The 14,170-nt window shown below is 48.3% G+C and carries 9 protein-coding genes and 1 pseudogene; 6 read left to right on the forward strand and 4 right to left on the reverse strand.

From position 1 onward, the window contains the following. Nucleotides 1-947, reverse strand: a pseudogene (locus V1L65_RS24620) (collagen-like protein); the annotation flags it as partial. Between the two features lie 313 nt (nucleotides 948-1,260). Continuing rightward, on the reverse strand, nucleotides 1,261-2,529 hold the full coding sequence (gene ilvA, locus V1L65_RS24625; protein ID WP_331701930.1) for a threonine ammonia-lyase IlvA: 1,269 nt from the start codon (nucleotides 2,527-2,529) through the stop codon (nucleotides 1,261-1,263). 134 nt (nucleotides 2,530-2,663) lie between these two features. Between ilvA and V1L65_RS24630 the strand changes: the two genes are divergently transcribed. From V1L65_RS24630 to V1L65_RS24645, 4 genes are all read left to right on the forward strand, one after another. Beyond that, on the forward strand, nucleotides 2,664-3,518 hold the full coding sequence (locus V1L65_RS24630; RefSeq protein ID WP_331701931.1) for an AraC family transcriptional regulator: 855 nt from the start codon (nucleotides 2,664-2,666) through the stop codon (nucleotides 3,516-3,518). 55 nt (nucleotides 3,519-3,573) lie between these two features. Then, nucleotides 3,574-4,266 (forward strand): SOS response-associated peptidase, encoded by a 693-nt coding sequence (locus V1L65_RS24635; RefSeq protein ID WP_331701932.1) that lies wholly within the window; start codon nucleotides 3,574-3,576, stop codon nucleotides 4,264-4,266. 728 nt (nucleotides 4,267-4,994) lie between these two features. Continuing rightward, nucleotides 4,995-6,158 (forward strand): YecA family protein, encoded by a 1,164-nt coding sequence (locus V1L65_RS24640; RefSeq protein ID WP_331701933.1) that lies wholly within the window; start codon nucleotides 4,995-4,997, stop codon nucleotides 6,156-6,158. Next, nucleotides 6,103-6,696, forward strand: a complete 594-nt coding sequence (locus V1L65_RS24645; RefSeq protein WP_331701964.1) for an acyl-CoA thioesterase — start codon at nucleotides 6,103-6,105, stop codon at nucleotides 6,694-6,696. The genes V1L65_RS24640 and V1L65_RS24645 overlap by 56 nt, the downstream gene beginning before the upstream one ends. Before the next feature lie 510 nt (nucleotides 6,697-7,206). Here the strand turns inward: V1L65_RS24645 and V1L65_RS24650 are convergent. Together V1L65_RS24650 and V1L65_RS24655 are read right to left on the reverse strand one after the other, a co-directional pair. Continuing rightward, the gene (locus V1L65_RS24650; RefSeq protein WP_331701934.1) at nucleotides 7,207-8,214 is read right to left on the reverse strand and encodes an electron transfer flavoprotein subunit alpha/FixB family protein; all 1,008 of its coding nucleotides are present in this window, start codon (nucleotides 8,212-8,214) and stop codon (nucleotides 7,207-7,209) included. 52 nt (nucleotides 8,215-8,266) lie between these two features. After that, nucleotides 8,267-9,061: an electron transfer flavoprotein subunit beta/FixA family protein gene (locus V1L65_RS24655; RefSeq protein WP_331701935.1), complete on the reverse strand. Its 795-nt coding sequence runs from the start codon at nucleotides 9,059-9,061 to the stop codon at nucleotides 8,267-8,269. A 378-nt stretch (nucleotides 9,062-9,439) separates the two neighbouring features. Between V1L65_RS24655 and V1L65_RS24660 the strand changes: the two genes are divergently transcribed. Together V1L65_RS24660 and V1L65_RS24665 are read left to right on the forward strand one after the other, a co-directional pair. Further along, nucleotides 9,440-11,692, forward strand: a complete 2,253-nt coding sequence (locus tag V1L65_RS24660) for a (Fe-S)-binding protein (RefSeq protein ID WP_331701965.1) — start codon at nucleotides 9,440-9,442, stop codon at nucleotides 11,690-11,692. Nucleotides 11,693-11,708: 16 nt separating this feature from the next. Then, complete coding sequence (locus tag V1L65_RS24665; RefSeq protein ID WP_442955718.1) at nucleotides 11,709-14,153, forward strand: 3-hydroxyacyl-CoA dehydrogenase NAD-binding domain-containing protein; 2,445 nt, start codon at nucleotides 11,709-11,711, stop codon at nucleotides 14,151-14,153. Nucleotides 14,154-14,170: the final 17 nt, after the last annotated feature.

A 14,170-nucleotide genomic window follows, 5' to 3' on the forward strand; every position in this document is an offset into this window, starting at 1 on the left:
GCTCCATCGGCACCCGTCGCGCCAGTCGCTCCATCGGCGCCTGTAGCACCAGTAGCGCCATCAGCACCCGTCGCTCCGTCAACTCCAGTAGCACCAGTCGCACCAGTAGCTCCGTCGGCTCCAGTAGCACCCGTCGCTCCATCGGCACCTGTAGCGCCAGTAGCTCCAGTTGGCCCTTCGCCGTATGGTCCAGTAGCACCTGTAGCGCCAGTAGCTCCAGTCGCGCCCGTAGCACCTCTCTCACCAGATGGCCCAGTTGGCCCTTCGCCGTACGGTCCAGTAGCACCAGTAGCACCAGTCGCGCCCGTAGCACCTCTTTCACCAGATGGTCCAGTTGGCCCTTCGCCGTATGGTCCAGTAGCGCCCGTAGCTCCAGTCGCCCCTGTAGCACCTCTTTCACCGGATGGTCCAGTTGGCCCTTCGCCGTACGGTCCAGTCGCACCAGTAGCTCCAGTGGCACCCGCTGAAGCAATTAAAGTATAGTCGGGCGAGGTATCAGGTGAACCAGATGGCGGAGCATTGTTGACAATATAAGTGCTGCCGTTGTAAAGAACGACCTGTCCTTCTGGATAGTTCGGTTCATCAGCAGGATCAAAAATAACAGCACCGTCTAAACCAAAGCCTCTAGGTCCCGTCGGTCCCATTTGACCCGGTAGACCATCGTAGCCTTGCGGGCCTCTTTTACCACGCTTGCCTCTGTAGCCGCGCGGTCCGCGATCTCCTTCATGGCCTCTTTTACCGCGTTTGCCGCGAGGGCCTTCAGGACCTCGCTTGCATTTTGCGTGAATGCAGCGATGCTTCTTAGAGGAATGCTTGGACTTTTTGGAGAGAGAAGTCTTCTTTTTTTTCCACGACGTTTTCTTAGTCTTGCATTTGCATACGGTTATTACCCGTTTGCATTTTGTAAGACTAACCTTCTTTTTCTTTATAGTACTCAGTTTACACACCTCCTATTGGATTTGCTCTATTCTATGGTCCTTGTAAATAAAATGCGTGGGTATTCGACTTTAAAAATATTAATTTTTGATTTTTCTATGAATAATAACTAGTTTATTATGGCCAAAAAGATCTACACAGAACAGGGAGTATAATATGAGACGAGATCACCAAGGGAGATAAAAGAAGGCTTATATTAAATAAATAGGAGTAGAGGAAATAGCGAAAAAAAAATAAGAGTCTCAGCAAAAAGTAGGTACGAGAACCTTTTTACTGAGACTCTATTTCATGTATGATTAATAATGTAACAGCTGTATAGCAATATTAAATTAATAGGTTAAACAGGACAGGGTCCTTATTCAGCTCAAGGAACTGGAAGCCCTTTTTGCTCATGCGCTCCACCAGCGGAGCATAATCTTCACGATGCTTAAGTTCAATGCCTACTAGTGCAGGACCATTGTCTTTGTTTGATTTTTTCGTATACTCGAAGCGGGTAATATCATCATTAGGACCAAGCACCTGATCAAGAAATTCACGCAGAGCACCGGCGCGTTGCGGGAAACTGACCATAAAGTAATGCTTATAACCCTCATAGATTAAGGACCGTTCTTTCATTTCCTGCATACGGTCGACATCGTTATTGCCGCCGCTTATAATGCATACGACGGTTTTACCTTCCAATTGCTCACGATAAGCGTCAAGCGCAGCAACGGGCAGCGCTCCGGCTGGTTCAGCGACAATCGCGTTTTCATTGTAAAGGTCAAGAAGGGTAGTACAAACTTTACCTTCAGGCACGACAACGATATCATCAAGCAGCTCCCGGCAAATCATATAGGTAAGCTCGCCGCTCTTTTTGACCGCTGCGCCATCTACAAACTTGTCTATTTTGTCCAATGAAACAACATGGCCTGCTTCAATAGACGCCGTCATCGATGCTGCACCTTCAGGCTCGACGCCAATGATTTTGGTAGATGGGGAGACGCTTTTGATATAAGAGGCTACGCCGGCCGCAAGACCGCCGCCTCCAACTGACAAGAATACATAATCCGGCACTGAATCAGCCTTTTCCATCAATTCTTGTCCAACAGTTCCGTTCCCGGCAATAATTTTACGATCGTCAAAGGGGTGAATAAAAGCCATGCCGCTTCGCTGGCTTTCGGACATTGCCGCCTCATAAGCGTCGTCAAAGGTATCACCGGTCAATACAATTTCAACGTCCTTGCCGCCGAAGAAAGACACCTGATTGACCTTTTGCCTTGGTGTAGTGCTGGGCATATAAATTTTTCCGGGAATGCCTAGAGCTTGGCAGGAGTAGGCAACGCCTTGCGCGTGATTGCCTGCGCTTGCGCATACCACTCCTTTTTGCAGCGTTTCTTCAGATAAGGAACGTATTAAATGGTAAGCCCCGCGGATTTTGAAGGAACGCACTACCTGCAAGTCTTCTCTTTTGAGTAAAATATTACAATTGTATCGTTCTGATAAAACGCGATTATGTTGAAGAGGAGTCCGAACTACGACATCCTTTAAATGCATTTGAGCTTGAACAATCTCTTCGAGGCTGATACGCCCTGATGGTACAGAAGCTTCATTCATTTCCTATCATCCTTTTTCGATATGTCTAATAATTAATTATAACATAACATGGACAAGTAATAGTGTTTCAAGTAACATGACGTTAGTTAATTTAAACTGCCACTATTTTGTTTGCTTTCAAGGAGAGATTTAAGGTGCAAGAAGAACTGCTTCTAACATTTCGCTCACCGCCATTGCCCTTTTTTATAGAATCGGAACATGTTGTCTATGACACTGGAGAAGAGTATCCGAGCCGATCAAATGTAGGTGTATTTGGATTATTGTTCGTCAATTCGGGCACGCTTCATATTGCAGAGGGAGACAGAAAATGGACGCTTAAGCAAGGCGATGCGCTAGTTCTGCGGCCGGACCGCAAGCATGCATCATTTCAGCCATGCAGTGAAAGAACGACCTTTGATTGGGTGCAATTTCAAACGGTTGGAGCGTGGGAGGAAACTGTTCAGCAGGAGCAGGCTACGCTGTTAGGCGACCATTACAGCTATGTGATAAGAATGGCCAAGCATATGAGGCTTGCCGCGATAAATGAGGCCAAAGCTATGTTCGCACAGCTGCACGCAGCAGCTGCAAGCTCGGATCCAAGCGGGTTTTGGAACAAGCAGGAAGCCTTTCTGGCTTTGCTGCGCTTGCTCGATGAACAGTGGAAATCTGAAATGGCCGGAGCGGCGATATCGGTTGCTGAGCGTACAGCTGCCTATTTAAAACAGCATTACAAGCAAACGGTTACCAATACAGTGCTTAGCCATGAGTTGAAGCGCCATATTAACTATATTACACGCTGCATGCTTGAAGTTTTTGATTGCACGCCTCAGCAGTATTTGCTGTTCTACCGACTCGATCAAGCGAAGCTGCTGCTGCTAAGAACGGATTGGCCTATAGCTAAAGTAGCGGAGGAAACAGGCTTTAAGCAAACCCCTCATTTTTCAAGATTATTTACCGAGCATACGGGTATATCTCCGCTTCGGTACCGCAAAAGATTTATGAATGAATAGTTTATGCATAAAATAACAGCCGGTAGCAAAAACTGGATTCAATTACGCAAATACGATGGATTGCAGAACAGGAGCGATTGCGATGATTGACCGGTTTTCGTTATCTGCTGAGACTGGAAAGATAGTAGATAAATTTCATGTGCGAAAAGCGTTGCAAAGTGATACACAACGTTTTAATATTACGCCTACTCATTCAGCGGCAATAATAATGAATGACAGACATGAGGTGCGGACGCTGCAGCAGGCTCGCTGGGGGCTGTTCCCTTTTTGGGCAAAGGATGCTGTCAATACTTCCTATGATCAAATGACTCGAAAAGCTTTTTTAGGCCGGATGCTCAGCAGGCAGCGCTGCGTAATACCATGCAGCGGTTTTTATGGCCAAAAACAGGTGGGGCAGGAGCGCGATCCTCGCGCGATGCATATCGTCTTGCCTAGCAAGCCCTTGTTTGGAATTGCAGGTATTTTTGATCGCTGGCGCTCGCCGGGCGGGGAAGAAATAAGAGCTTTTACAATGCTGACCGCGGAAATGTCGGGAGCGATGTCGGTTTGGCAGCCGAACGTGCCGATTATTTTGGACGAGGAAGGGATTGAGGAGTGGCTGCATCCGCATATACATCAAATCGATCAGCTGCGGAAGCATCTTGTGCCGCTGGACAGTTATTTTATGAGAGCCTATCCTGTTACGAATGCTGTCCGCGATGATCAGTATGAATCTCCGGATTGTGTGCGCGAGATCGATTACGCTTAGCTATTGATACGAAGTAAGCACAGGCTGCCCCGCTAACGAGGCAGCTTTTTATCTTTTGGAATGGTGAAGCCACTTGGCGGCGAGAAGGAATGCATTTTTGTGCAGCTACGATAGTCGAAAAAGCTAACGAATCCTGGGAGACTGTCGATTAATTATGGGCAACTATTAGCAAGCAAAAAGAAAGGGGAACGAAGAGCAGGATTGGGAATGGAGAAGCGGCAGCGTCCGCCTTTGTAAGCCAATTTTATCCTTTACAGGGGTTATTTCATCAAAAAAATGGGACTACAACAGCGGTCGGAATCCCAAACTTGATCGTAGTAACATCCCTTTCATTTTCTTATTGCCCTATCCACAATTAATCGACACCCTCCCTGGCAATGCTATTTGGCCTAATTATGCTGATTTCAATATCTAAAGAAGATGAGGAGCCTTATTGGAGTGAAACGGAGCTTAAGTAGGTGGTTTGTTCACAGATAGCGTTATACGGATTCGTTATAAGTACAAGAAATCCCTTTAGAAGTAGATAGAAGCACAAGAAACCATCTGTAATGGAAAGTAATCGCCTTACTTGTAATCGCTAAATGCTTGCTTACAATTGCCTATGTATGCTTCTTCCCAGTGCTCCGAATAGCCAGTCTTAAGCGATACGTGTATAATAAAATATATTTGATGAAACGGACTATACGATAGTTTTCTGTTTTGCCTGATTAATGGGAGGATTTTTAGAAATGCAAGATTATACAGAATATCATTTTGAAATGAACAAGAAGACAGCTATTAAACAGGATGTAGAAACCAAGCTGGAGAATATATTGCGGCTGCTTACCAAAACAAAGCTGCAAGCTTTTGCTGCGCAGCATCAAATTGCCGGCCGATCCAAAATGGGCAAGGACGAGCTGGCAGCCGCACTTGTGCCCGCTATTTCAGATGCCCAGTATTTACTTGATACATTGGTTATAATGGGCGAGCGTGAGTGGATGCTGTTTGATGAAGTTATGAATAGCCAGCAGCCGCTTGTTTATGATGGAGCTCCAATAGGATTCTACTCGTATTTGCAGGACGCTGGAATCATTCACTTATTTTATTATGAGGATCATATATATTTAGTAATAGCTGATGAAATTAGGGATACCTGGGAAAGCTTGAATAAGCAAACTGTTAGAAAGGAAAAGCGCCAGTATCAGCTTATACACAACTATATTGCGGCTTTCTCCAATCTATATGGCGCGTTTAAGCCTGAGCAATTGGTCGAAGTGTTTAATAAGCAGCAAGCGGCTCAGCTGACAGAGGAAGAGCTTATGCAGTATGTGAATAAGTTTTTACAGAAGCAGCAAATATTTACATGGCAGCCGCCGTATATCGCCAGCAGTTATTTTGATGATGAGAAGACTAGCAACGAGTTAGCTGATTTGCTGCTCAAACGCAGCGGAAAACCGTTTTATGAGCCTGAAGCAAAAGAATTACTGAAATATGCTGATTCTGGTTATTATGAGGTAACGTCGCAGCTGCAAACTTTATATGACTATGTTGGGGCTTATTTGTGCAAGGACAAGGATTTCCTTGAAATGTTGATAGATGATATTCAGCTTGCCTGTTCGATGGAATCATCGATGTCCGATATTATGGATGAGTTTGTACGAAGAGATATTGTATTTGAATCTGCCGAGCAAGTACATTTAGTGAGCTCAATCATTAATGAGGTGTACAACAATACTAGGCTTTGGTCGAATGCTGGGCATACGCCTTACGAACTTAAGAATATGTTCGAACAAAATGAGTCCAAGCAAGCTGTTGCTGCAGTCAGCAGCTCGACAGCTAAAGCAAAGGTTGGCCGGAATGAGCCTTGCACTTGCGGCAGCGGAAAGAAATATAAAAAATGTTGCGGCGCTTAATGGCTGCTGCAGTGTTGAGTGGGATAGAAGAATTGCACAATTCGTACAGTACAGCTGGATTGGAGCCGCTCTTATGAAAAAAACATCTTTTGTGCAGCCAGACGCTGAGGGCTGGTTGAAAAAGTTTAAGTTTTCAGTGCCTATCAAAATCCGCTATTGCGAGACAGACATGCTCGGGCATGTTAATAATGTCAGCTATTTTATGTATTTTGAACAGGGACGTATTGAGTATTTTGAAAATCTCGGCTTAACAGATGCCTTGTTCGGCGAGCAGGCTGTTTCTGTTGTCGCAGATTTGGAATGCCAGTATTTGATGCAGCTTTATTTGAAGGATGTAATGAATCTCCATGTGAGAGCTGCGCGAATCGGACGGTCATCGATTGATATTGAATACGCCATTGTTGTGGGCGAAGCATTGAAGGCAGCAGGCAGAGGGACGATTGTTCTGGTGGATACAGTTACGGGAAAAAGCACGCCTATTCCGCAGTTTGCCCGAGATATAATTGCTGCCTACGAAGGCGAGGATATTAACATATAGCTGAATAGCGGAACGTCTGCCACGTCTTTCGATTCTGAGGTATCGATTCGTGGAGCTACATATCAATAAGGGGATCCCTATCGTCAAGTTGACGATAAGGATCCCCCTTTTTTTGAAAATATAGGAAGGTATAAGTTTTCACCTTATACCTGTTTCTATATTTCATCGGTAAACGCGCCTGTCCAAAGGACAGCGGAGCCGTTTATCCTTGAATACAGAATTTACAAACTCAACTTTCATAGAGTGGAAATCGGCATAAATGCATAATGCAGCTGACAAATTACCCTAACGGTTGCCGAAGATGCTTATTTCGATTATTTTAGCTCATTTTAGATTTTAACGGTTGCTACGAGCGCTATTGTACGATTCCTCGCGCAAAATCAGTGCTTTTTGGGGAATTAAGCACACTAGCAACCGTAAGAAAATTCAAGCGGTCATTTTTGCACGAATAGCGTTTATGGCAGCCCTTAGAAGTTCATCATTGCTCGGAGCCGTTTATCCTTGCCTTGGCTAGGAGCTCGCTGCTTTCAGCTTTAATATTTCTTCTGTAAGAATGGGCACGACTTCAAATAAATCGCCTACGATGCCATAGTCAGCGACAGAAAAGATAGGGGCATCGGGATCTTTATTAATCGCAATAATCGTCCGTGATTGGCTCATGCCCGCCAAATGCTGAATAGCCCCGCTTATTCCGCAAGCGATGTATAAGGTTGGCGTAACGACCTTGCCAGTCTGCCCAATCTGCAGGGCGTAATCGCAATAGCCTGCATCACAAGCCGCGCGGGATGCCCCAACTGCGCCTCCCAGAGCATCCGCCAGCTCCTGCAGGGGCTTGAAGCCGTCAGCGCTGCGAACTCCTCTGCCGCCCGCTACGACGACATCCGCTTCAGAAAGATCCATTTGACCGTTTGCGCGTCGTACAACCTCGCTAATAATCGTATGCAGCGTCGGCGGCTCAAAGGCAAGGGTTTGAATGGTGCAGCTGTCAGCTTCTGCGCTGTCTGACGCTTCAGCAGCAGGAAAGTTATTCGGGCGAATCGTTACAATTCGCAATTCATTCGTTTGAAACCGTCTATGCTCGAATGCTTTTCCCGCATAAATCGGACGAATAAAGCTGACTCCTTCGCCAGTTGAGTCGATTTCCATTGCCGTTGCATCAGCAATATGCCCAGCTCCCTTGGCGGCAGCAAGCCGCGGTGCCAGCTCTCTGCCGAGAGCGGTATGCCCCATTAGAACGGTTTGCGGCTTAATAAGATCGGTTGCAGCTGACAGTGCCGCATGAATGTATTCTGCCGGGCTGCTTGAAGGCTGAGTCGCATCTGCGATATGTACGACGTCGGCGCCCCGCGCAGCCAGCGCTTTAGCCAAATTGTCCCTGGCAGCGGAACTTGCACATAGAAGAGCGTGTACGCTGCCATCTGATCCGGCCAGTACTCTTGCTGCCTGAAGAGCTTCGAATGCGACGCGGCGCAGCTGGCCGTCACGGCATTCTGCAAATACTAGAATCGTTTGTTGCAAAGAAGCACCTCCTTTTTAAAGATCTTAAAATGCATATGTTTTGTTATCTGTTTTAGAGCAGTCCTTTGTTTTGCAGGGCGGAGACAAGGGATAAAGCCTGCTGCCTGGCATCGCCCTCCAATCGGATACCCGCTGCTCTAGGCGGTTTAGGCATAAGCCTTGTGCGAAGCGTTCGTGCGGGCACGCTGCCGGCATCGGGCTGCACGGTATGCAGCGGCTTTCGCTTCGCTTTCATAATATTAGGCAGGGAAGGGTAACGAGGCTCGTTAAGACCTTGCTGGGCAGTAATAAGTGCCGGCAAAGGCAAAATCGCCGTTTGAGCATCCCCCTCGATGTCCTGCTCAACTACCGCATAATGGCTGGCGCCTGTGATAGGCGTCTGTTCCAGCTGGTCAGCCATACGTATCGCAAGCTTGACAGCTGCTGATGCATGCGGAATTTGCAGCCGCTGCGCTACCTGCAATGCAACGCTGCCCGAGCCGCTGTCGACTGCGAATAAGCCTGCAAGCAGCAAATCCGGCTGCAGCGGCTTTATAGCTGCCGCAAGCGCTTTGGCAAGCTCGAAGCTGTCATCAGGCAGCTTGTCTTGCGCAAGGCGAATGGCTTCGTCTGCCCCAATCGCCAGCGCAGTGCGCAGCGCTTCCTCAGCTTTTTCATTTCCGCATGTAATAACGGTTACCGTTCCTCCGTGCTGCTCCTTTTGTCTAATCGCTTCTTCAAGCGCATATTCATCATAAGGATTAATTACGAGCTTGGCTTCGCGATCATCTATGCTTCCGTCATCATGAAACAATATTTTTTCCTCCGTATCGAAGGTTTGCTTCAGCAGCACTACAATACGCTGCATGCTATCACCTCTTTTACTGAAATAGAACGGGTTAATAGAAACTGTCCTCCGCATTCAATGAATCGGCAGTCTCCTATGCTACTGTATGCTTTTACAAGGTTCATTAGACCGCCTTTAAAAACGAACAAAGAAGCATGTTCATTCAAAGTTTTTCATATATTTAGAAAACTATCTCAGGCATAACAGGAAGAAGCGGCTTCATGCGAAGCAGCAAGCAACAGCATGAAGCAAGCCGCTATGGAAGCTTATTTCGAAATATAAGAAAGTATAAGTTTTTGCACCTTATATCTGTTCTTATATTTCATCGGTAAACGCGCCAGTCCAAAGGACGGCGGAGACATTTATCCTTGGGAGAGAGGAGGTATTTCATTGGTGGAAATGGTGATCCACTGGACCAGGCTTTTGCTGGCAATTGTGCTGACCATTGCGGCGGTTAGTTTTTTTGGCATGGCTGTCTGGAGAAGAATCGGTTATATCCGACTGGGTACTCCAGCTGTATTTGAGCATAAGAGCCAAGGGAGAAAGCCGCGAACGGGCTTTACAGCGGAAGTGCTCGGGCACCGCAGATTATTAAATGATATAAAAAGCGGCCTAATGCACGTCTTTTATTTTTACGGCTTCATTGTACTTCAGTTTGGAGCTATTGATTTGATATGGAAAAGGCTGAATAACGGCCAGGTGCTGCCGTTTTTTGACTTTAAGCTGTTCACCTTCATACAAGAGATTACGGTATTGCTTATTTTGGCAGCGCTTATATATGGCGGCTATCGTCGTTACGGAGAAAGGCTGGAGCGCTTGAAGCGGGGCTGGAAGCCTTCTATTGTGTTGTGGTTTATCGGTTCTTTGATGCTGACTGTGCTTGCGACGCTTGCTTTTGAGCGGCTTGTATACAGCGGTCCCCATCCTTCAGGCTGGCATGCGCCTATTAGCGGCTTGCTGGAAACAGTGCTGCTTGGTGTAGGTATTAAAGCCGGCAGCATTGCGGCTGCGGCAGGGCTCGAGCTGTTCTGGTGGCTGCATCTGCTTATTTTGCTTAGTTTTCTCGTCTATGTTCCTCAGTCCAAGCATTTTCATTTATTAACAGCCCCGGTCAACATTTGGTTCAGAAGAGGCGAGCAGGCAGTCAAGCTGGCGCCCCTTGATCTGGAGGATGAGGAGGCAGAAACGTTCGGCGTGGGCAGCATTGAGCAATTTAATCAGAAGCAGCTGCTTGATTTGTACGCTTGCGTGGAATGCGGACGCTGCACGAATGTATGCCCGGCCTCCAATACCGGTAAGCTGCTGTCGCCTATGCATTTGATTACGAAGCTTCGTGATCATTTGACAGAGAAGGGAGCTGCTATTACTAGCAAGTCCCCATGGATGCCAATGGGGCTCGTTCATAAGCAGGTGTCTGGCGCACATAGAATGGGAGCAGCTATCCCTCTATGGGAAGGACTGGATTTAAGCAAGATCAAAGCTGCGGAAGAGAGTGCGCAGCTGCCTGCGGCGAGCTCTGACATCGCGATTGGCATAGCAGACACGATGCTTTTTCAGGAGGAAAGCTGGCAAATAAGTCAGGCAGCCAAGGCTGAGGAGCTGTCTCTGATTGGAGACGTTATTACAGAGGAGGAGCTATGGTCTTGCACAACCTGCCGCAATTGCGAGGAGCAATGCCCTGTCGGGAATGAGCATGTAGATAAAATAATCGACATGAGGCGAAGTTTAGTGTTGATGGAGGGCAAGCTGCCGTCAGACGGGCAGCGGGCGCTATCCAATATAGAACGTCAGAGTAATCCGTGGGGCTTGCCGCGAGCGGATCGCGCAGCCTGGATGGAAGAGTGCGAGAAGCAAACCGGTATTCGCGTAAGAACGATGAAGGAGCTCAGTATTATTGGCGAGCAGCCTGATGTGGTCATATGGGCAGGTTCGATGGGGGCTTATGATGCAAGAAGCCGCAAGGTGCTTTTTGACCTCGTTAGACTGCTCGAGCAGGCGGGGCTTTCATTTGGAACGCTTGGCGGGGAGGAGCGAAGCTCGGGAGATACGGCAAGAAGAATGGGCAATGAGTTATTATTCCAGGAGCTTTGCAAAGAAAATATAGCAACCATTCAAAAATATAATATGAAGCATATCGTAACCGCCTGCCCGCATACGTATCATACGTTCAAGCATGAGTATCCGGATTTTGGCTTGACCGGAGATATTGTGATCGAGCATCATAGCGAGCTGCTAGCTTCTTTAATAGAGCAGGGGAGGATTGCCCCTCAGCACGACGTTAACGAAACGATTACGATACATGATTCTTGTTACATGGGCAGGTATAACGATTCCTATGAAGCGCCGAGGCAAATTGCCCGGTCAATTCCAGGCATGCAATTGAAAGAAATGAAGCGTTCAGGCTCTAACGCGATGTGCTGCGGAGCAGGCGGCGGCATGATGTGGATGGAGGAAAACGCTGGGACGCGCATCAATTATGCAAGAACGAAGCAGGCGCTTGAGGTGTCGCCAACCGTTATCAGCTCGGCATGCCCTTATTGCTTGACGATGATGGAGGATGGCATTAAATCTCTTAAGGATGACGGTTCGGTAGCTGCTCGCGATATTGCAGAGCTGCTGGCATTAAGCGTGTTTGGCAAAAGGATAGAATAGCGGGGTGAATGTAGTCATGACAGAAATGATAAACAGGCTGCGCAGCTTGCCTTTGCAGCGCGCTGCGGTAATAGGCTCCGGTGTGATGGGCGCAGGCATAGCTGCTCAGCTGGCCAATGCGGGCTTTGAGGTATCGCTGCTCGATCAGGCGCCTAATGAATTGACAGATCAAGAGAAGCAGCAGGGTAAAAAGCTGCAGGATGCCAGCGTAAGAAACAAGCTGGCGGCGGCATCCTTGGAAAGGCTGAGCAAGGCTAAGCCGGCGCATCTATACGATACGGATTTTATTAGGCGGATTACTCCAGGCAATCTGGCGGATGCAGGACCTGCTTTAGCGGAGGCGGACTGGATTATAGAGGCAGTAGTGGAACGGCTCGATATCAAGAAGGAGGTGCTGGGTTGGATCGATAAATGGCGCAAGGAAGGAGCGCTTGTCAGCACGAACACCTCTGGACTTTCTGTAGCTGATATGCAGGAAGGCAGAAGCGAGGATTTTAAAAAGCATTTTGCTGCTGCGCACTTCTTTAATCCGCCCCGCTATATGAAGCTTGTCGAGCTTGTTCCGACGTCGCATACAAGCAAGGAGGCGCTTGCTGCACTGTCCGCAATATGCACGGAGCGGCTTGGCAAAGGAGTCGTCATCGCCAAGGATACGCCGAACTTTATTGCCAACCGAATCGGCGCTCACGGCATGCTCGTTACACTGGCCGCTACCGAGCAATTTAAGCTAACCGTTGAAGAAGCGGATGCCCTGACCGGTCCTGCGCTAGGCAGGCCGAAATCTGCTACCTACCGCATGCTTGATTTGATCGGTCTTGATACCTTGCTGCATGTTATTGATAATGTGCGTGAACGAAGCGGGGACGAAGAAGAGCGTCAGCTGTTTACAAAGCCGGCGGTACTAGAGCAGCTAGTAGCTGAAGGAAGATTGGGAGAAAAGTCAGGGGCTGGATTTTATCGCAAGCAGAAAGATAAGAACGGCAAATCCAAGATTGAGGCTGTACGTTGGGGAACGCTGAATTACGAGCCTTCACAAAGCGTGCAATCGCCAATTATTGATGCTGCCAAAGCAGCCAAAGGAACAGCTGCCAAGACGAAAGCGATACTAAAAACCGATTCAGCCAGCCCTTATGCCCAATTCGTCTGGACGATTCTTAAAGCGACTTGGCTGTACTCTGCCAAGCAAGTCGGAATTATAGCCGATTCGATTGTAGATATTGATAGAGCTATGAAATGGGGCTTTAACTGGGAGCTTGGCCCGTTCGAGCTTTGGGATGCGGTTGGCTTGCGTCAGACGGCTGAGCGCATGAGGCAGGAAGGCGAGCAATTGCCGGAATGGGTAGAGGAATGGCTTGCTGCTGGACATGAAAGCTTTTATAAGCAGGATGAAGAAAAGAGATTTTATGTGCATAGCGGCCAGTATGTGAAAGAAGTGCAGGAGCGGGACGTTATTTCATTAGCAGCGCTGAAGGCATCAGGCAAAACGGTTCTGGCGACGGCAGGTGCGAGCTTGATTGACATTGGCGACGACGTAGTATGTCTGGAGTTCCATTCGGCAAACAATGCGATAGGCAGCGATGTGCTGTCTGCAATCAGGCAGGCTGTACCGGAGGTGGAGCAAAATTGGCGCGGTCTTGTGCTGGCGAATGAAGGGCGGAATTTTTGCGTCGGAGCCAATCTCGTGCTTCTGCTTATGGAAGCGCAAAATGGCGACTGGGATGAAGTAGAAGATATTATACGCTTCTTCCAGAGCAGTATGCTGAGGCTGAAAAGAATGGGCCGCCCACTGGTAGCAGCGCCGCACCGCATGACGCTTGGCGGCGGTGTTGAAGCTTGCTTGCCTGCGGATCAAATTATATTGTCGCCGGAAACCTATTTTGGATTAGTAGAAACAGGGGTAGGCTTAATCCCGGCTGGGGGCGGCTCAAAGGAAGCCGCGCTGCTGGCGGCAGGACGCGCTGAAGCTGCTAGAGATGCTCTGAGCGGGCTGAATCTTCAGCCGCATCTTAATAAAGTATTTGAGACGCTTGCGATGGGCAAAGCGTCTGTCAGCGGGCATGATGCCAAGAAGCTGGGGCTGCTGCGCGAGCAGGATCGCGTTATTATGCGGCAGGATGCCCGTATTGCAGAAGCGAAGCGGGCCGTTCTTGAACTGGATCGCTGCGGTTATACTCCTGCGCGGGAGGAAAGATTTGCAGTTGCAGGGCGTGAAGGAAAAGCGGTGCTGAAGCTGGCTGTTCATTCCATGCTGCTGAGCGGCGCTATTAGTGAATACGACGCTCATATTGGCAGCAAGCTTGCTCATGTGCTGGCGGGAGGCAATGTCCGCTCAGGTACGGAGGTAAGCGAGCAGTATATGCTTGATCTGGAGTGCGAAGCATTCCTGAGCCTTTGCGGCGAGCGAAAAACACAGGAGCGCATCAGCCATATGCTGACTTTTGGCAAGCCGCTTCGCAATTAGAAAGCTGTTATCGGGAA

Origin of the sequence: Paenibacillus sp. IITD108, from assembly GCF_036541265.1 — a bacterium.
Lineage (GTDB): Bacteria > Bacillota > Bacilli > Paenibacillales > Paenibacillaceae > Pristimantibacillus.